This window comes from Amycolatopsis sp. NPDC039088 (assembly GCF_055598845.1).
This window is the reverse complement of the sequence record NZ_JBVKAE010000029.1, coordinates 1-17,296: the sequence shown is the minus strand read 5'-3', so window position 1 is coordinate 17,296 and position 17,296 is coordinate 1. Positions and strand designations below refer to the sequence as shown.

Annotated in this window: 14 protein-coding genes; 13 read left to right on the top strand and 1 reads right to left on the bottom strand. The window is 69.7% G+C overall.

Translation table 11 applies throughout. The features are described 5' to 3' along the window. Nucleotides 1-345: 345 nt before the first annotated feature. The 12 genes from mraZ (at nt 346) to ACZ7KI_RS31045 (ending at nt 15,408) form a co-directional block, all read left to right on the top strand. A complete protein-coding gene (mraZ, locus tag ACZ7KI_RS31100; RefSeq protein WP_005156436.1) occupies nt 346-777 on the top strand; it encodes a division/cell wall cluster transcriptional repressor MraZ in 432 nt (143 codons plus the stop codon). Between the two features lie 204 nt (nt 778-981). Further along, a complete protein-coding gene (rsmH, locus tag ACZ7KI_RS31095) occupies nt 982-1,941 on the top strand; it encodes a 16S rRNA (cytosine(1402)-N(4))-methyltransferase RsmH (RefSeq protein ID WP_470276608.1) in 960 nt (319 codons plus the stop codon). Next, nucleotides 1,938-2,651, top strand: coding sequence for a cell division protein FtsL (ftsL, locus tag ACZ7KI_RS31090; protein WP_470276607.1), 714 nt, complete (start codon nt 1,938-1,940; stop codon nt 2,649-2,651). Before rsmH ends, ftsL begins: the two co-directional genes overlap by 4 nt. Further along, complete coding sequence (locus ACZ7KI_RS31085) at nt 2,651-4,579, top strand: peptidoglycan D,D-transpeptidase FtsI family protein (protein WP_470276606.1); 1,929 nt, start codon at nt 2,651-2,653, stop codon at nt 4,577-4,579. The genes ftsL and ACZ7KI_RS31085 overlap by 1 nt, the downstream gene beginning before the upstream one ends. A 484-nt stretch (nt 4,580-5,063) precedes the next feature. Then, a complete protein-coding gene (locus tag ACZ7KI_RS31080) occupies nt 5,064-6,569 on the top strand; it encodes a UDP-N-acetylmuramoyl-L-alanyl-D-glutamate--2,6-diaminopimelate ligase (protein WP_470276694.1) in 1,506 nt (501 codons plus the stop codon). Further along, a complete protein-coding gene (locus ACZ7KI_RS31075) occupies nt 6,566-8,098 on the top strand; it encodes a UDP-N-acetylmuramoyl-tripeptide--D-alanyl-D-alanine ligase (RefSeq protein ID WP_470276605.1) in 1,533 nt (510 codons plus the stop codon). Before ACZ7KI_RS31080 ends, ACZ7KI_RS31075 begins: the two co-directional genes overlap by 4 nt. Beyond that, on the top strand, nt 8,095-9,180 hold the full coding sequence (gene mraY / locus ACZ7KI_RS31070; RefSeq protein ID WP_037304276.1) for a phospho-N-acetylmuramoyl-pentapeptide-transferase: 1,086 nt from the start codon (nt 8,095-8,097) through the stop codon (nt 9,178-9,180). The genes ACZ7KI_RS31075 and mraY overlap by 4 nt, the downstream gene beginning before the upstream one ends. A gap of 3 nt (nt 9,181-9,183) precedes the next feature. Continuing rightward, nucleotides 9,184-10,587: a UDP-N-acetylmuramoyl-L-alanine--D-glutamate ligase gene (gene murD / locus ACZ7KI_RS31065; RefSeq protein WP_470276604.1), complete on the top strand. Its 1,404-nt coding sequence runs from the start codon at nt 9,184-9,186 to the stop codon at nt 10,585-10,587. Then, nucleotides 10,574-12,055: a putative lipid II flippase FtsW gene (gene ftsW / locus ACZ7KI_RS31060; protein WP_470276603.1), complete on the top strand. Its 1,482-nt coding sequence runs from the start codon at nt 10,574-10,576 to the stop codon at nt 12,053-12,055. The genes murD and ftsW overlap by 14 nt, the downstream gene beginning before the upstream one ends. Further along, on the top strand, nt 12,052-13,176 hold the full coding sequence (gene murG, locus ACZ7KI_RS31055; protein WP_470276602.1) for an undecaprenyldiphospho-muramoylpentapeptide beta-N-acetylglucosaminyltransferase: 1,125 nt from the start codon (nt 12,052-12,054) through the stop codon (nt 13,174-13,176). The genes ftsW and murG overlap by 4 nt, the downstream gene beginning before the upstream one ends. Next, the gene (gene murC, locus ACZ7KI_RS31050; RefSeq protein WP_470276601.1) at nt 13,169-14,578 is read left to right on the top strand and encodes a UDP-N-acetylmuramate--L-alanine ligase; all 1,410 of its coding nucleotides are present in this window, start codon (nt 13,169-13,171) and stop codon (nt 14,576-14,578) included. Before murG ends, murC begins: the two co-directional genes overlap by 8 nt. A gap of 2 nt (nt 14,579-14,580) precedes the next feature. After that, nucleotides 14,581-15,408, top strand: a complete 828-nt coding sequence (locus ACZ7KI_RS31045; protein ID WP_470276600.1) for a cell division protein FtsQ/DivIB — start codon at nt 14,581-14,583, stop codon at nt 15,406-15,408. 56 nt (nt 15,409-15,464) lie between these two features. On the opposite strand, the gene ACZ7KI_RS31040 is transcribed toward ACZ7KI_RS31045, so the two are convergent. Continuing rightward, nucleotides 15,465-16,208, bottom strand: coding sequence for a TetR/AcrR family transcriptional regulator (locus ACZ7KI_RS31040; RefSeq protein WP_470276599.1), 744 nt, complete (start codon nt 16,206-16,208; stop codon nt 15,465-15,467). A gap of 96 nt (nt 16,209-16,304) precedes the next feature. Between ACZ7KI_RS31040 and ACZ7KI_RS31035 the strand changes: the two genes are divergently transcribed. After that, complete coding sequence (locus ACZ7KI_RS31035; RefSeq protein WP_470276598.1) at nt 16,305-17,138, top strand: NAD(P)H-binding protein; 834 nt, start codon at nt 16,305-16,307, stop codon at nt 17,136-17,138. Nucleotides 17,139-17,296: the final 158 nt, after the last annotated feature.

Genomic DNA, 17,296 nt, shown 5'->3' with positions numbered 1-17,296 from the left:
GACGTCACCCTCCACAATGTCCCCCACCACGCTCCACCGGATTCCCCACTTTCACCCCACTCCGCCCCACAGCAGGGTTCCGGCTGCCGATAACCGGACGCATCAGGCATGGATGAGGTTGCTTCGATACCCGCCCAGGGGGATCTTGGCCACCGTCCCCCACCGAGCCCCCACCTGGCCCCACCTGGCTGACCAGCGAAAACGTCTGACACGACGGAGTGGTGGCGGCTTTTGTCGCGTTGACTGTGGTGAAAAGTGGGGTACGGTGGTGCGCAGTGGGGCAGAAGGGAGCCCCGTGGCCGACCCTGGTTGTCAGCAGCCGGGATCGGTAGGGAGGTGGAGCCGATGTTCCTCGGCACCCACACCCCGAAACTGGATGACAAGGGGCGGCTCACGCTGCCCGCGAAGTTCCGCGACGCGCTCGCCGGTGGGCTGATGGTCACCAAGGGACAGGATCACTGTCTCTTCGTCTTTCCCCGGGCCGAGTTCGAGCAGATGGCGAGAAAGGTCGCCGACGCCCCGTTCACGAACGAGGCGGTCCGGGCCTATCAGCGTTATCTCTTCGCCGGGACGGACGAACAACGCCCGGACGGGCAAGGACGTATCGCGATCGCGTCCGAGCTCAGGCGGTACGCCGGGTTGAACAAGGAGTGCGTGGTGATCGGGGCGATCACCAGGTTGGAGATCTGGGATGCCCAGGCGTGGCAGGGCTACCTGGACGAACACGAGGACAGCTACGCGAAGGCTCGAGAGGAAGTTCTGCCGGGCGTCTTCTAGACGTGACCGAAGAAGCACCCACGCCGTCGGGGGGCGCGGGTTCCTGCTTCGGAAACGCGGGAAACCGTCCACACGGATGCCGTGAGGCCTCTGTCCGCTCAGTGGCCCTGGTACACCTTCCCCGGTACCAGGTCAGCAGGCGGGCGGACAGGGACCTGACGGCATCCGGCATCTTCCCCGGCACGACACGAAAGGGGGGAAGACATGGCAGACGAACACGAGCACGTTCCGGTGCTGCTCAAGCGCATCGTCGAACTGTTCGCGCCGGTCTTCTCCGACCGCGAGGCCGTGCTGGTCGACGCGACCGTCGGACTGGGCGGTCATTCCGACGCGCTCCTCACCGAGTTCCCCGCACTGCGCCTGGTCGCGCTCGACCGTGACCCCAACGCGTTGGAACTCTCCGCGAAACGGCTCGCGAAGCACGGTGATCGCGTGGACTTCGTACACGCCGTCTACGACGAGATGCCGTCCGCGCTGCAGGGGCTCGGACTGTCCAGAGTGGACGGAATCCTGTTCGACCTCGGTGTCTCCTCGATGCAGCTGGACCGGGCCGAACGCGGTTTCGCCTACTCCAAGGATTCCCCGCTCGACATGCGGATGGACCCGACCAGCGGGATCACCGCCGCCGACGTGCTCAACACCTACGCCCCCGGCGAGCTGATCCGGATCCTGCGCGACTACGGCGAGGAACGATTCGCCCAGCGGATCGTCAAAGCCGTTATGGCGGAACGGGAGAAGGAACCCTTCACGCGGAGCGGGCGGCTGGTGGAACTGCTGTACGACGCGGTCCCCGCGGCGAGCAGGCGCACCGGCGGCCATCCGGCGAAGCGCACTTTCCAGGCGCTGCGGATCGAGGTCAACGGCGAACTGGAAGTGCTGCGGCGGGCGATGCCGCGGGCGCTGTCCTCACTCGCCGTCGGCGGCCGCATCGTCGTGGAGGCTTATCAGTCCCTCGAGGACAGGCTGGTCAAGCAGGCCTTCGCGGAACTGGCGAAATCCCGGACGCCCGAAGGGCTTCCGGTGGAACTACCGGGCCACGGCCCGGAACTGAAACTGCTCACCAGAGGGGCCGAGAAGGCCGGCGAGGCGGAGACCGAACAGAACCCACGGGCCGCCTCCGTGCGGCTGCGAGCCGCCGAACGGATCGGAGACCGAGCACGATGACCGCTCCCGCGAAGTCCCGCGGCCGCCGGGGTGCACCGGCGCCCAAACGGCGTGCCCGCGCGACCAGCACGGTCGACGAGACGCCGGAAACCGCCGCACCGGGCACCACCGCGCCCACTCGCGCCTCCCGCGGCCGGACGTCGGCGGCCGAACGCGCCTACGCTCGCCGCGCCCAGCGCGCGGATCTGCTGCAGCGCGACCAGCGGCGCAACCGTCCCGACGCCGAAGGCGGTGCGGGCAAGGAAGAGCCGCAGAAGAAGCTCAAGCTGCGGTGGCCGCGTTCGCGCGCGTCGTTCGTGCTGATGATGATGGGCATGCTGGCCGTCGGCGTGGCGTGCACGCTGTGGCTGACCACGCAGGCCATCGCCGATTCGTACCGGCTCGAACAACTGCGCACGGCCAACGCCGGACTCGCCGAGGCGAAGGAACGGCTGCAGCGCGAGGTCGCGAAGGCCGAGTCACCCGCTTCGCTGGCGCCCAAGGCCAGGGAACTGGGCATGGTGCCCGGCGGCGACCCCGCGCACATCGTGGTCGGCCCGGAGGGACAGTCCACTGTGGTCGGTGAGCCGAAGAAGGCACAGGGGGAGGCGCCCCCGGTCTCGGTCGCGCCGCCGCCCCCCGCCGAGGGCACCCAGCAAGGCGTGATCGAGGGCGACCAGCCCGCTGTCCCACAGGAGAACGCGGAACCCCAGGCGCAAGGAGGTCAGTGATGTCACCCGGCCGTCCGGCACAGGCCAGGACCCGGTCGGCGGGCAGCGCGCGGCGGACCTACGCCGCCGGGACCCGCCGTGCCACCGCCCGGCGGGGCAACGGGGGACATCCGAGCCGGTTCACCGGTGTGCGGATCCTGCTGATCGTCGTGATGGTGCTCGCCGGTCTCAAACTGGTGCAGGTGCAGTGGTTCGAGGCCGGTGCGCTGTCCGAGGCCGCGGAACGGCAACGGACATCGGTGATCGAAAGTCCCGCGCAGCGCGGATCCATCATGGACCGCAACGGGACGAAGATCGCGTTCAGCATCGAGGTGCGGACGCTCGCGGTCAGCCTGAACTGGCTGCACAAGAAAATGGACGAGTACGCCGCGGCGAACCCGACCAAGGGCAAGAACTTCGAGACCGAGGTCGCGAGCGCGGCGAAGCTGATCGCGGCCAAACTGCCGGGCGTGATCACCGAGCAGGAACTGCTGGACAAGTTCCACAAGCAGGAGGCGTTCACCTACCTCGTCCATGACATCGAACCGTCGGTCGCCGAGTCGATCGTCAAGGAATTCCCGTGGATCAGCGTCGAGAAGCGCTCAAAGCGGGAGTACCCCGGGGATTCGGTGGGGGCGAACATCATCGGCTACGCGAACTGGCGTACCGACGACAAGGACGTCTCCAAGCACAACCTGCACGGCGGCTACGGCCTCGAGGCCTCGCGGGACAACGACCTCGCCGGAACACCGGGCCGCAAGATCGTCAACACCCGGAACGGCAACGACAACCTGGTCATCCCCGGTACCGAGCGGGACATCCAGAACGCCGTCCCCGGTTCGGATCTGCAGCTGACCATCGACACCGACCTGCAGTACGAGCTGCAGCGGCAGCTGAGCGAATACGTCGCCAAGTCGCACGCCAAGGGCGGCCAGGCGGTCATCATGGACTCGAAGACCGGTGAGGTCTACGCGCTGGCCAACGACAAGACGGTCAACCTCAACGACCCGGCTTCGCGCAGCGAGACCGAGAACCTGAACAACCGCGCGGTGACCACGCCGTTCGAACCCGGTTCGGTGAACAAGATCGTCACCGCCGCCGGCGCGATCGACGACGGCATCACCACCCCGGAGGCGTCGATCCCGGTGCCGGGTTCGCTGCAGGTCGCGGACAAGGTCGTCAAGGACGCCTGGATCCACGGCACGCAGCAGTTCACCACCACCGGCATCTTCGCGAAGTCGTCGAACGTCGGGACCCTGTTGCTGGCGCAGAAACTGGGCGAAGACCGCTACGCCGACCTGCTCAAGAAGTTCGGTCTCGGCCAGCGCACCGGTCTCGGTCTCCCCGGTGAGAGCCCGGGCGTCGTACCGCCGCGCAACCAGTGGTACGCCACGACCTTCGGTAACCTGCCGATCGGGCAGGGGCTTTCGATGACCGTCGTGCAGATGGCCGGGATGTACCAGGCCATCGCGAACGACGGGCTGCGCGTGGAACCGCGGGTCGTCAAGGCGAAGGTCAACCCCGACGGGACCGTCGTCCCCGAACCGGCGCCGAAGACCGTGCAAGTCATCAGCCCGCAGGCGGCGAAGACCGTGCGCGAAATGATGCGGGCCGTGGTGCAGAGCGGCAGGGGGCTGCAGAGCGGCACCGGCCCGAAGGCGGCGCTGGAGGGCTACCAGGTCTCGGGCAAGACGGGCACCGGCCAGCAGGTCGACCCGCAGACGAAGACGTACAGCAATCACCTGTACAACATCACCTTCGCCGGGATCCTGCCCGCAGACAAGCCGCGGTTCGTCGTCGGCATCCGGCTCGACGCGCCGGAAGCCTCGCTGCCGGGCGGGGGCTCGGCCGCGCCGCTGTTCCACTCGATCGCCGCCTACCTGGCACAGCGGTTCCAGATCCCGCTTTCGGACGGTCCGGCGCCCCAGGTGCCGCTGATCCTTTCCTAGGCCCTGTCGAAGGGACGCTTCCTCTCCGTTCACGTGCCATGAAAGGTCCTTTCCTCGCAAATTTTGCAAGGAAAGGACCTTTCATGGCGTTCGACGAGGGTGCCGCAGGACCGTGAAGGCTCCCTTCGCATGGCCACCGCCACGGCGCTCGTAGCTGTCCGTGAACGGGCACCTGCCCTGAGGCGCCACCCGAAAAACCCGGCCGCCGCCTTTCCGAAGTCCTCAAGCGACAGTCGGAAGCCCTTGCGTGCCAAGGAGAGCTCGTCAAACCCATTACCACGAGCATGATCACCGCGCTCACACCCCGCACCGCTTCGGTCACCCGAATGCCACGCCGGTAACCTCCTTTGCTGTGTCGGTGCCTACTTCAGATCCCCGCAGCGGTCCCGCCGTCGAAAGCGGGTCCGGCGCGACGGCTGCCCAGGTCCCGGACAGCCCGGTCAAGGCCGTCGCCGCACCCCCTCGTCCGGCCAGGATCGAGCCGATGCCGCTGGGCACGCTGCTCGCCAGGGCGGGCGCGCGGCTCGTGGTGGGCGGTGACGACTACCCGGCCGCGGCCGAGCTGACGGTCACGGGCAGCACGCTGCGCGCCCAGCACGTCCTCCCCGGTGACCTCTTCGCCGCGCTTCCCGGCGCCCGCGCCCACGGCGCGGACTTCAGCGACCAGGCCATCGCCGCCGGAGCGGCCGCCGTGCTCACCGACGAGGCCGGTGCCGAGCGCCCGGTGCTCCGCGACGCCGGCGTGCCGATCCTCGTGCACCCGGATCCGCGGGCCGCCCTCGGCGAGATCGCGGCCTGGATCTACGGCGAGCCCTCGCTGGAGCTGTCGGTACTCGGTATCACCGGGACGTCCGGCAAGACCACGACGTCGTACCTGGTCGACGCCGGACTCAAGGCGGCCGGGCTCACCACGGGGCTGATCGGCACGGTCGAGACCCGGATCGCGGGCGAGCGGCTGGCCAGCGGGTTCACCACCCCCGAGGCGCCGGATCTGCAGGCTCTCCTCGCCGTCATGGTGGAACGCGGCGTCACGCACGTGCCGATGGAGGTCTCCAGCCACGCGCTGGCGCTGGGCCGGGTCAACGGCACGCGCTTCGCGGTCGGGGCCTTCACGAACCTCTCCCAGGACCACCTGGACTTCCACAAGGACATGGAGGAGTACTTCGCCGCCAAGTCGCTGCTGTTCGACGGCCGCTCCACCGCCGAGGTGGTCGTCGTCGACAGCGCGTGGGGGCACGCACTCCTGACCCCGCACACGGTGACCGTCTCCACCGAGCCGGGCACGGACGCGCACTGGCGCGCCACCGACCTCACGCCGACCCCGGCGGGGGAGCAGACGTTCACCCTCCACGGCCCCGACGGCCTCGCCGCTTCGGCGAAGATCCCGCTGCCGGGTGAGTTCAACGTGGCGAACGCGGTGCTCGCGGCCGCGATCCTCAACACCGCCGGTGTCCCGCTCGAGGCCATCGTCGCCGGGCTCGCCTCGGTCGAGGTGCCGGGCCGGATGGAGCGGGTCTACCTCGGCCAGCCGTTCACCGCGGTGGTCGACTACGCGCACAAGCCCGCCGCGGTCGCGCAGGGGCTCGACGCGCTGCGTGCCCGTACCGAGGGCCGGATCATCACCGTCCTCGGCTGCGGCGGCGACCGTGACACCGCGAAACGCCCGGTGATGGGCGAGGCGGCGGTCCGGCGCAGTGAGGTGCTGATCGTGACCGACGACAACCCGCGTTCGGAGGATCCGGCCGCGATCCGGGCGGCGATGCTGGCCGGTGCCCGCAACGCCGGACCGGCGCTGGGCGGCGAGATCCTCGAGATCGCCGACCGCCGCGAGGCGATCATCCACGCCGTCGAGCTCGCCAAGCCCGGCGACATCGTGCTCATCGCGGGCAAGGGCCACGAGACCGGCCAGGAGGTCCAGGGTGTCGTGCACCCGTTCTCCGACCGGGACGAGCTCGCCTCCGCCATCCGCAGACGTCTGGAGACACCGTGATCGTGCTCAGCCTGGCCGAAATCGCCGCCATCGTCGGCGGCAGGCTGCACCGGACCGACGGCACCGCCGAGATCACCGGAAGCGTCGAATTCGACACCCGCGAGCTGACCCCCGGTGGACTGTTCGTCGCGCTGCCCGGCGCGAGGGTCGACGGTCATGACCTCGCCGCGAAGGCCGTCGAGGCCGGCGCTGTCGCGGTGCTCGCGGGGCGTGAGGTCGACGCCCCGGCCGTGATCGTGCCGCCGCTGCCGGCCGGTACCGCGCACGATCGCGCGTTCGCGCTGGCCGCGGACAAGGACGGGGCCGGTGCCGCGGTACTGGCCGCACTGGCCAAACTCGCCAGGCACGTGGTCGAGAAGCTGTCCGGCGAGCAGCTGACCGTCGTCGGGGTCACCGGTTCGTCGGGTAAGACCTCCACCAAGGACGTCATCGCCCAGCTGCTGGAGCCGCTCGGCCCGACGGTCGCGCCGCCGGGATCGTTCAACAACGAGCTGGGCCACCCCTGGACGGCGCTGCGGGCCGACGCCTCGACCCGGCACCTGGTGCTGGAGCTGTCCACCCGCGGGCCTGGCCACATCGCCGAGCTGGCGGCCATCGCGCCGCCGCGGATCGGGGCCGTGCTCAACGTCGGCACCGCGCACGTCGGCGAGTTCGGTTCCCGCGAAGGCATCGCCAAGGCCAAGGGTGAGCTCGTCGAGGCGCTGCCGAGCGCGGAAGACGGCGGCGTCGCGATCCTGAACATCGACGACCCGCTGGTCGCCGCCATGGCGAGCCGCACGAACGCGCGCGTGGTGTACATCGGCGAGAGCGCCTCCGCGCACGTCCGCGCCGTGGACGTCACCCTCGACGCGGAAGCGCGTGCGTCGTTCCGCCTGATCACGCCGTCCGGCGAAGCGCCGGTGAAGCTCCCGCTGTACGGCGAGCATCACGTCGGCAACGTGCTCAGCGCGGCCGCTGTGGCGCTGGAACTGGGCTCGACGACCGAGGAGATCGCGGCCCGCCTGTCGAGCCTCGAGCAGCGCTCGGGACGCCGGATGGAGGTCACCACCCGGCCCGACGGCGTCACGGTGCTCAACGACTCGTTCAACGCCAACCCCGAGTCGGTGCGTGCCGCGCTCAAGGCACTCGCGTCGATGAGCACGGAGCGCCGTTCCTGGGCCGTGCTCGGCGTGATGGCCGACCTCGGCGACGACGCGGTCGAGGCGCACGACGGCATCGGCAGGCTCGTCGTCCGGCTCAACATCGACAAGCTCGTGGTCGTCGGAGAGGCCGCCGCGGCCATGCACCAGGGTGCGCACCAGGAGGGTTCCTGGGGCGAGGAGTCGGTACTGGTACCCGACGTCGAGGCCGCCATCGCCCTGCTGCATGATCAGCTCCGCGCGGGCGACATCGTGCTGGTGAAGGCGTCCAAGTCCGCCGCGCTGTGGCGGGTGGCCGATGCCCTGCTCGCCTCCCCCGAAACGAACGCTGAATCCCCTGTAGTACCCCCTTCCCCCTCTCAAGAACGCTCGAACGGTGGTGACGCGTGATCAGCATCCTGATCGCGGCCGCGGCGGGCCTGCTGGTCTCCATCCTCCTCACTCCCTATCTGATCCGGGTCTTCTCCCGGCAGGGCTTCGGCCAGGAGATCAGGGAGGAAGGACCGCAGGGACACAAATCCAAGCGCGGTACCCCGACGATGGGTGGTGTCGCGATCATCGTCGCGATGGTCGTCGGATATTTCGTGGCCCATCTGATCAGCTCGCTCAGCGGCGGCAACGGCACCGGCGGCCCGTCCGCTTCGGGCCTGCTGGTCCTCGGGCTGGCCGTCGGCCTCGGGATCGTCGGTTTCCTCGACGACTTCATCAAGATCCGCAAGCAGCGCAACCTCGGGCTGAACAAGACCGCGAAACTGGTCGGCCAGCTGGTGGTCACGATCGGCTTCGCGATCTTGGCGCTGCAGTTCGCCGACGAACGCGGGCTGACCCCGGCGTCGGAGAGCCTTTCCTACGTGCGTGACCTCGCGCTGATCACCTTCCCGTCGGTGTTCTTCGTGATCTTCTGCTACGTCGTCATCTCGGGCTGGTCGAACGCGGTGAACTTCACCGACGGACTCGACGGGCTCGCCGGCGGCACCGCGGCGATGGTGCTGGCGACCTACGTCGTCATCGCCTTCTGGCAGACCCGCCTCTCGTGCGCGGTCACCCCGCAGGCCGCCTGCTACGACGTCCGCGATCCGCTGGATCTGGCCGTGGTGGCCGCCGCGGCGACCGGCGCCTGCGTCGGTTTCCTCTGGTGGAACGCGGCACCGGCGAAGATCTTCATGGGTGACACCGGTTCGCTCGCGCTCGGTGGTCTCGTCGCCGGGCTGTCGATGACCACCCGCACCGAACTGCTCGCCATCGTCATCGGCGGTCTGTTCATGGTCGAGATGATCTCGGTGGTCGCGCAGATCGCGGTGTTCCGCACGACCAGGCGACGGCTGTTCCGGATGGCCCCGTTCCATCACCACTTCGAACTCGCGGGCTGGGCGGAGACCACGGTCATCATCCGGTTCTGGCTGCTTTCGGCCATCTGCTGCATGTTCGGTCTCGGGCTGTTCTACAGCGAGCAACTCGGTCTCGGGGGTTAAGCGGTGGAACTGGCCGGTCGTCACGTCCTCGTGGCCGGAGCCGGGGTCACCGGCAAATCCATCGTCCCCGTCCTGCGGGAGCAGGGGGCGCGGGTCACCGTCACCGACGGCAACGCCGAACGGCTGGCGGAACTCGAAGGGCTCGGTGCGGAACTCTTGCCGGGCCTGACGGAGCCGCCCGAAGGCGTCGAGCTGGTCGTGACCAGTCCCGGCTGGAAACCGACGTCGCCGTTGCTGGTGGCGGCGGCCGAAGCGGGCATCGAGGTGATCGGCGACGTCGAACTGGCGTGGCGCGTCGGGCAGCTGCGCGACAAGCCGCCGGTGTGGCTCGCGATCACGGGTACCAACGGCAAGACCACCACGGTCGGGATGCTGGAGTCGATCCTGCGCGTCGCCGGTGTCGACGCCGTGGCCTGCGGAAACGTCGGTTTCGCGGTACTCGACGCGGTCCGGGCCGGGCACGAGGTGCTCGCCGTGGAGCTGTCGAGCTACCAGCTGCACTGGTCGTCCACGCTGGCCCCGCACGCCTCCGTGGTGCTGAACCTGGCCGAGGATCACCTCGACTGGCACGGTTCGATGGAGGAGTACGCGGCCGCTAAGGGCCGTATCCACGCCCACTCGCGGAACGTGGTGCACAACCTGCACGAAGAGTGGTCCATCCGGCTCGCCGACGAGCACGCGCCCGCCGACGCCCGCCGCGTCGCCTTCGGCATGGACACCCCGCGTCCGGGCGAACTCGGCATCGTGGAAGACCTGCTGGTCGACCGTGCCTTCGTCGCCGACCCGGCGACCAGCGCCGACGAACTCGGCACGCTGGCCGATGTCCGCCCCGCCGGTCCGCACAACGTGTCGAACGCGCTCGCCGCGGCGGCGCTGGCCCGCGCCTACGGCGTCAGCGGCGAGGACGTCGCCAAGGGCCTGCGCGAGTACCGCCCCGCCCCGCACCGGGCCGAGGAGGTCGCCGAGGTCGACGGTGTCCGGTACATCGACGACTCCAAGGCGACCAACCCGCACGCCGCGAGCGGTTCGCTGCGCGCGCACCTGTCCGTCGTCTGGATCGCCGGTGGCCAGCTCAAGGGCGCGTCGGTGGACGAACTGGTCGGTTCGATCGCCGGCAGGCTCCGCGGAGTCGTGCTACTCGGCGTGGATTCACCCGCGATCGCCGCCGCTGTTGCGCGACACGCGCCGGATGTCCCGGTCCACAGCCTCCTTCCGGGTGACGATGACCCCATGACTGCGGCGGTGAAGGCGGCCCGCGCCCTGGCGCGGCCCGGAGATGTGGTGCTGCTGGCCCCCGCCGCGGCGTCGTTGGACATGTTCTCCAGCTACGGCGCGCGCGGCGACGCGTTCGCGCGAGCGGTCCGTGTCCTGCGCGACGGTGCGGGGGAGACCAGTGACGGCGGTTGAGGAAAGAAAGCGCCAGCCCGGCCAGCCACGTAAGCCACGGGAACGCAAGGAAAGCGCGTTCGTCACGTTCCGCACCGCGCTGACGGCGTGGCTTTCGCGGCCACTCGCCTCGTTCCACCTGGTACTGGCGCTCACCGGCGTGCTGACCGTGATCGGCATCGTGATGGTGCTTTCGGCGTCGTCCGTCGCTTCGTACAACCCGAAGACCGGCAGCGGGGTCTACGCGCAGTTCAGCAAGCACATCCTGTTCGTCGCCATCGGCTCGGTGGTGTTCTGGGTGGGGCTGCGGTTCCCGCTGGAACGCGTCCGGCGCCTTTCGGCGACGATGACCGTCGTCTGCCTCGGCCTGCTCACGCTGGTGCTGACCCCGCTGGGGTCCACCGTCAACGGCTCGCAGGGCTGGTTCATGTTCGGCGGGTTCGCCTTCCAGCCGGTCGAGGCGGCCAAGCTCGCGCTCGCCTTCTGGGGCGCCCACATCCTGGTGATCAAGTACAACATCATCAACCAGTGGCGCCATCTGCTCGTCCCGGTGGTGCCGATCGCGCTGCTGATGTTCGCGCTGGTCATGATGCAGCCCGACCTCGGCGGCACGATCACGCTCGCGGTGGTGCTGCTGGCCCTGCTGTGGTTCGCGGGGGCCCCGAAACGGCTGTTCGGCGTGATCCTCGCCGGCGGGCTCGTCGGGGTGCTGGTGCTCGCCATCATCGCCCCGTACCGGCTGCGGCGGGTCATGTCGTTCGTCTCCGGTGACCCGGACACCAGCGCGGACGGTTTCCAGGCCAACCAGGCGAAACTCGCGCTCGCCGACGGCGGGCTCTTCGGCAAGGGGCTCGGACAGGGCCAGTCCAACTGGGGCTACCTGCCGAACGTGCAGAACGACTTCATCTTCGCCCTGATCGGCGAGGAACTCGGCTTCATCGGCTGCGTGGTGGTGCTGGCGCTGTTCGCCGGGGTCGCCATCGTGGGCCTGCGCATCGCGGCCCGCAATCTCGACCCGTGGATCCGGATCGTGTCCGGCACGCTGACCGTCTTCCTGGTCGCGCAGGCGGGGATCAACATCGGCTACGTCGTCGGCCTGCTGCCGGTCACCGGGGTCACCCTGCCGTTGATCTCCTACGGCGGGACGTCGCTGGTGATCACCATGCTCATCATGGGGGTCCTCGCCAACGCCGCCCGGCACGAACCGGAGGCGGTGGCCGCACTGCGTTCGCAGGGGCCGGGTAAATTCGGACGCCTGCTGAGGCTTCCCGCGCCCGATCCGTACCGCCCGCCAGCCAAGCGCAAGGGCGCCGCGGCCAGGGGAGGCGCCACCAAGGCGGCGAGGCCCGCGCCGAGGACGGCGAGGCCATCGCCCGCACAGGAGCGGCGCCGCTCGGTACGGGAGCCCGGCAGGAGGACGGCCGCACGTACGGCGGTGAACCGCGGTACCGCGAAACGGGGTACCGCAAATCGGAGAGGTCATAGGTGAGTAACCCCGTTAAGGGAGCCGAGAGATCCGCCGCCGGCAAGGCGCCGGTGGTCGTGGTCGCCGGGGGCGGCACCGCAGGACATATCGAACCAGCACTCGCGCTCGCCGACGCGGTGATGCGCCTGCGTCCCGACGCGACGGTGATCGCGCTGGGGACCGAGCGCGGACTGGAGACCAAACTCGTCCCCGCGCGCGGCTACCCGCTGGAGCTGATCCCACCGGTGCCGATGCCGCGCAAACCGACACCGGAACTGCTGAAGATGCCGCTGAAGGTCCGCGACGCGGTCAAGCGCACCCGTGCCGTTCTGGACCGGGTCGGCGCGGACGTCGTCGTCGGCTTCGGCGGCTATGTCGCGCTCCCGGCGTACCTCGCCGCGCGCGGCCGCACGCCGATCGTGGTGCACGAGGCGAACAAGGCGGCAGGCCTGGCGAACCGGGTCGGCGCGCGGTTCGCCGCCCGCGTCGCCGTCGCCGTCCCGGGGACGCCGCTGCCGAAGGCCGAGGTCGTCGGCATCCCGCTGCGGCGCTCCATCACCTCGCTCGACCGGGCCGCGCTGCGTGCCGAAGCCCGTGAGTTCTTCGGGCTCGACCCGGACGCCCCGACGCTGCTGGTCTTCGGCGGCTCGCAGGGCGCGGTGTCGATCAACGGCGCGGTCTCCGCCGCGGCCAAGGAGTTCGCGGACGCCGGAGTCGGCGTGCTGCACGCCCACGGGCCGAAGAACACCCTGGTCGTCCAGGAATTCCCCGGCAGGCCCGCGTACGTCCCGGTGCCGTACCTGGAGCGGATGGACCTGGCCTACGCCGCCGCCGACGCGGTCCTGTGCCGCTCCGGCGCCATGACCGTCGCCGAGGTCACCTCGGTCGGCCTGCCCGCGGTGTTCGTCCCGCTGCCCTACGGCAACGGCGAACAGGCGAGCAACGCCCAGCCCGCGGTCGACGCGGGGGCCGCGTTGATGCTGGCCGACGCCGACCTCAGCGCCGCCAAGGTCGCGGAACTGGTGATCCCGCTGGTCGCCGACGCCGACCGGGTCGCGAAGATGAGTGCGGCCGCGGTCGGTCTCGGCCACCGCCAGGCCGACGAGACCCTTGCCAAGATCGTGCTGGAGGTAGCCGGTGCCTGACAACCTCCCGGACACGCTCACGCGTGCCCACCTGATCGGGATCGGCGGCGCCGGGATGAGCGGCATCGCCCGCATCCTGCTGGCCCGCGGGGCCCAGGTGTCCGGATCCGACGCCAAGGAGTCGCGCGCGTTCCTGTCGCTGCGGGCACAGGGCGCCGAAATCGCCATCGGCCAGCGTGCCGAGAACCTCGACGCGTTCGCCGAAGGCCCGTCTTCGGTGGTCGTGTCGACCGCCATCAAGGAGAGTAACCCGGAACTGATGGCCGCGCGGGAACGCGGGATCACCGTCCTGCACCGCGCGCAGGCACTGGCCGGGCTGATGGAGGGCCACCGTGTCGCGTGCATCGCCGGGACGCACGGCAAGACGTCGACGACGTCGATGCTGACCGTGGCCCTGCAGCACTGCCGCCTCGACCCGTCGTTCGCCATCGGCGGCGACCTCAACGAGTCGGGCGCGAACGCCCACCACGGCGAGGGTGGTGTCTTCGTCGCCGAAGCCGACGAGAGCGACGGGTCGTTCCTGGCCTACTCGCCGACGGTCGCCGTGGTGACCAACGTCGAGCCGGACCATCTGGACCACCACGGGACGGCCGAGGCGTACGTCTCGGTGTTCACCGATTTCCTCGGCCGCATCGAACCGGGCGGGCTGCTCATCGTCTGCGGTGACGACGAGGGAGCGGACAAGCTGGGCACGCAGGCGGAGAAACGTGGCATCCGCGTCCGCCGCTACGGCCGTTCGGTCACCGGCGCGGACGACGCGAAGGTGCTGGACTACACGCCTGCCCCGGAAGGCGGTGTCGTTCGTATTTCCTTGCAGGGCAAAGAAATCGACCTCCGCGTCGCGGTGCCGGGCGAGCATATGGCGCTGAACGCGATCGCCGCGCTGCTGGCCGGGATCGAGCTGGGCGCGCCGGTCGAAGGCCTCGCCGAGGGGCTCGCCGCGTTCGGCGGCGTCCGGCGCCGGTTCGAGTTCAAGGGCCGCTCCGGCGACGTCCGGGTGTACGACGACTACGCGCACCACCCGACCGAGGTCGACGCGCAGCTGCGCGCGGTGCGGACGGCGGCCGGTTCGGGCCGGGTCGTCGTGGTCTTCCAGCCGCATCTGTACTCGCGCACGAAGACGTTCTCGAAGGAGTTCGCGGCGGCCTTGTCGCTGGCCGACGAGGTCATCGTGCTGGACGTGTTCGGTGCCCGCGAGGAACCGGAGCCCGGTGTGAGCGGTGCGCTCATCGCCGACCAGATCTCCGGCGCCACCGTGCACTACCAGCCGGCGTTCGACGTCGCGGCGAAGCTCGCCGCGGATCTGGTCAAACCCGGGGACCTGCTGGTGACCATGGGCGCCGGTGACGTCACCCAGATCGGCCCGGAGATCCTGGCCGAACTGGACCGGCGGGCAGGCTAGCGATGACGCAGACCGGGGAACGCCGCCGCCCGGCCGAACCCGGTCGGCGTCCGCGTACCGAACGAGACAAGCGGGTCAAGCGGGTTCAGGGGGCGAAGGCCCGGCGCGGCAGGCGGTCCGTCCAGGATCGTCGCCGGACCACCCGGCCGATCCGGCGCAAGGAGCTGCGGCGGCGCTGGGTCGCGCTGCTCTCGGTGCTGACCGTCGTCGCGGTCGTCTACCTGCTGTGGTTCAGCTCGATGCTGGGCGTGCAGCAGGTGGACGTCGTCGGCGCGAACTCCGTCCCCGCGGACCAGATCCGAGCCACGGCGGCGGTACCGGACCAGAAGCCGATGCTGCGCCTGGACACCGAAGAGATCCGCGACCGGGTGGCGCGGATGCCCGGCATCGCCACGGTCGACGTCTCGCGGTCCTGGCCGAGCACGCTCGAGATCACCGTGACCGAACGGGCGGCCATCGCGTTCTTCGACAGCGGTCCCGGCGGCGACGGGGTGCACCTCGTCGACGGCGGGGGAGTGGTGTTCAAGACGCTCAAGGAACGGCCGGCCGGGCTGCCCGAATTGAAGCTGCCGTCGGTGTCGGCCGACGACCCGGTGACCCGTGCGGTGACCGGCGTCCTCGGCGTGATCCCGCAGCAGCTGCTGAAGCAGGTCACGACCGCGACGGCGAAGACGCCCGGCAGCGTCGAGTTCGCGCTGGCCGACGGGAAGACCGTCCGCTGGGGGACCTCGGCCGACACCGAACGCAAGGCGAAGGTGCTCGCCGCGCTGCTCACCCGCGAGGGCAAGGTCTTCGACGTCTCGGCGCCGGACCTGCCCACCGTCTCCTGACGCGTTTCGTCCTCTAAATGCGGTAGTTGGCAGCACGAACTACCGCGTTTAGAGGACTAAACGCGGGCTTCGATGCCGTCCAGCAGGCGTTCCAGACCGAACGTGAAGGTCTCGTCGGCGGCTTCGCAGGAGTCCACGTCGTAACCGCCGCTCTCCCACATCCGCGTCATCGCCGGATGCCGTTCGACGTCGAAGTACTTCTCCCAGAACACCGACCGCCGCCCCCACCAGGCGTCGGTCGATTCCCCGGTCCGCTGTTCGATCTGGGCACTCTCGGCCGAGAGTGCCGCGTTCGCCTGGACGTACACCTCGATGCTCTGCGCCGCCGCGGTCACCTCGCGCGGCGGCAGCCCGATGTCCGCGACGGCCGCGATCAGGTATTCCTGCCCGGCCATCAGTCCCGGACCGAGCACCGGCCGCACCGACGACGCCGACCGCAGCCACGGATGCTTCCGGAACACGGCCACGGTGCGTTCGGCGTAGAGCCGGATCTGCTCGCGCCAGCCGTCCGGCCGGGGGGCGCCGGGGCCGGGAAGGTCCCGTTCGGCGAGGACCGCGTCCACCATGAGGTCGAGCAGTTCCGTCTTGCCGGGGACGTAGGTGTAGAGCGTCATCGTGCCGGCGCCGAGTTCCTTGGCGATCTGGCTCATCGACACGGTCGCCTCGCCCGCGCTGTCGGCGAGGGCGACGGCGGTGGCGATCACCTGGTCGAGGGTCAGTTTCGGTTTCCGACCCCTGGTCGGCTGCCGGGCATCGCCGCGGTCACGCCACAACAGTTCGAGACTGCGCTCGAAGTCCATCCGCACTCCACTCGGCCGTGAAGCTGGATTCTACATTCTCGTATGCGGTACGGTTGAACAATTCCCGTAGGACGTACGAATAAGGAGTGGGGCATCGTGACGATCCTGGTGACCGGTGCGACCGGAAACGTCGGCAGGCTGGTGGTCGACGAACTGGTGGAGGCCGGAGCGCCGGTGCGGGCGTTGACCGTGAATCCGACGAAGGCGGCACTGCCGGAGCAGGTGGAGGTCGCCAAGGGCTATCTGGGGAAGCCCGAGACCCTGCCGGAGGCGCTGAAGGGCGTCGAGACCGTGTACCTGGCGCCGCTGGCGGACACGGTGGACGACTTCGTGAAGCTGGCGAAGGAGGCCGGAGTCCGCCGGGTGGTGGCGCTGTCGGGCAGCAACGCCGACGACCCGCCCGAGAACTCGAGCGGTGTCGCTTTCGCCATCGTCGAAAAGGCGGTCCGGGAGGCCGGTTTCGACTGGACGTTCCTGCGGCCGGGCGCGTTCATGAACAACACCTTCGGCTGGGCGGCGACGATCAAGGCCGAACGGGTCGTCCGCGAGGCCTACCCCGAAGCCCGGATGACACCGATCGACCTCGGGGACATCGCGGCCGTCGCGGCGCACGTCATCCTGACCGAGGGGCACGTCGGCAAGAAGTACACCCTGAGCGGACCGGAGGCGATCAGCCAGCGCGAACAGGTCGCCGCCATCTCGGCCGCCCTCGGCGAGGAGGTCACCTTCCAGGAGCTCACCCGGGAGGAGGCGGACAAGCAGTGGACCTCCGCCGGGATCCCGGCGTCGGTCGCGAAGTGGCTGCTCGACGGCTTCGCGTACTTCACCGAGCACCCCGACACACCGACGGGCGTGGTCGGGGAACTCACCGGACGGCCTGGTGTCACCTACGAGCAGTGGGCCTTGGCGAACGTCGAAGCGTTCCGCTGAGGGTCGTGAGTGGCGATTCGGGTTCTATTTGAGGGGTAAGGCATAAGTGTCGTGTCGGGCCTCAGTGAACCGCCCCGGGTTTGATGGAGGCTCCATCGTGTGAGTGAGGATGGAGTTATGGGCCGGTCTTCGAGGCATCCGCGTGAGGTGCGTGAGCG

Bases quoted from the DNA above. Each gene is read 5' to 3' on its own strand.
- rsmH (WP_470276608.1), top strand. From the start codon at position 982: ATGGCAGACGAACACGAGCACGTTCCGGTGCTGCTCAAGCGCATCGTC.
- ACZ7KI_RS31040 (WP_470276599.1), bottom strand. From the start codon at position 16,208: ATGGACTTCGAGCGCAGTCTCGAACTGTTGTGGCGTGACCGCGGCGAT.
- mraZ (WP_005156436.1), top strand. From the start codon at position 346: ATGTTCCTCGGCACCCACACCCCGAAACTGGATGACAAGGGGCGGCTC.
- ftsL (WP_470276607.1), top strand. From the start codon at position 1,938: ATGACCGCTCCCGCGAAGTCCCGCGGCCGCCGGGGTGCACCGGCGCCC.
- ACZ7KI_RS31080 (WP_470276694.1), top strand. From the start codon at position 5,064: ATGCCGCTGGGCACGCTGCTCGCCAGGGCGGGCGCGCGGCTCGTGGTG.
- ACZ7KI_RS31045 (WP_470276600.1), top strand. From the start codon at position 14,581: ATGACGCAGACCGGGGAACGCCGCCGCCCGGCCGAACCCGGTCGGCGT.
- ACZ7KI_RS31085 (WP_470276606.1), top strand. From the start codon at position 2,651: ATGTCACCCGGCCGTCCGGCACAGGCCAGGACCCGGTCGGCGGGCAGC.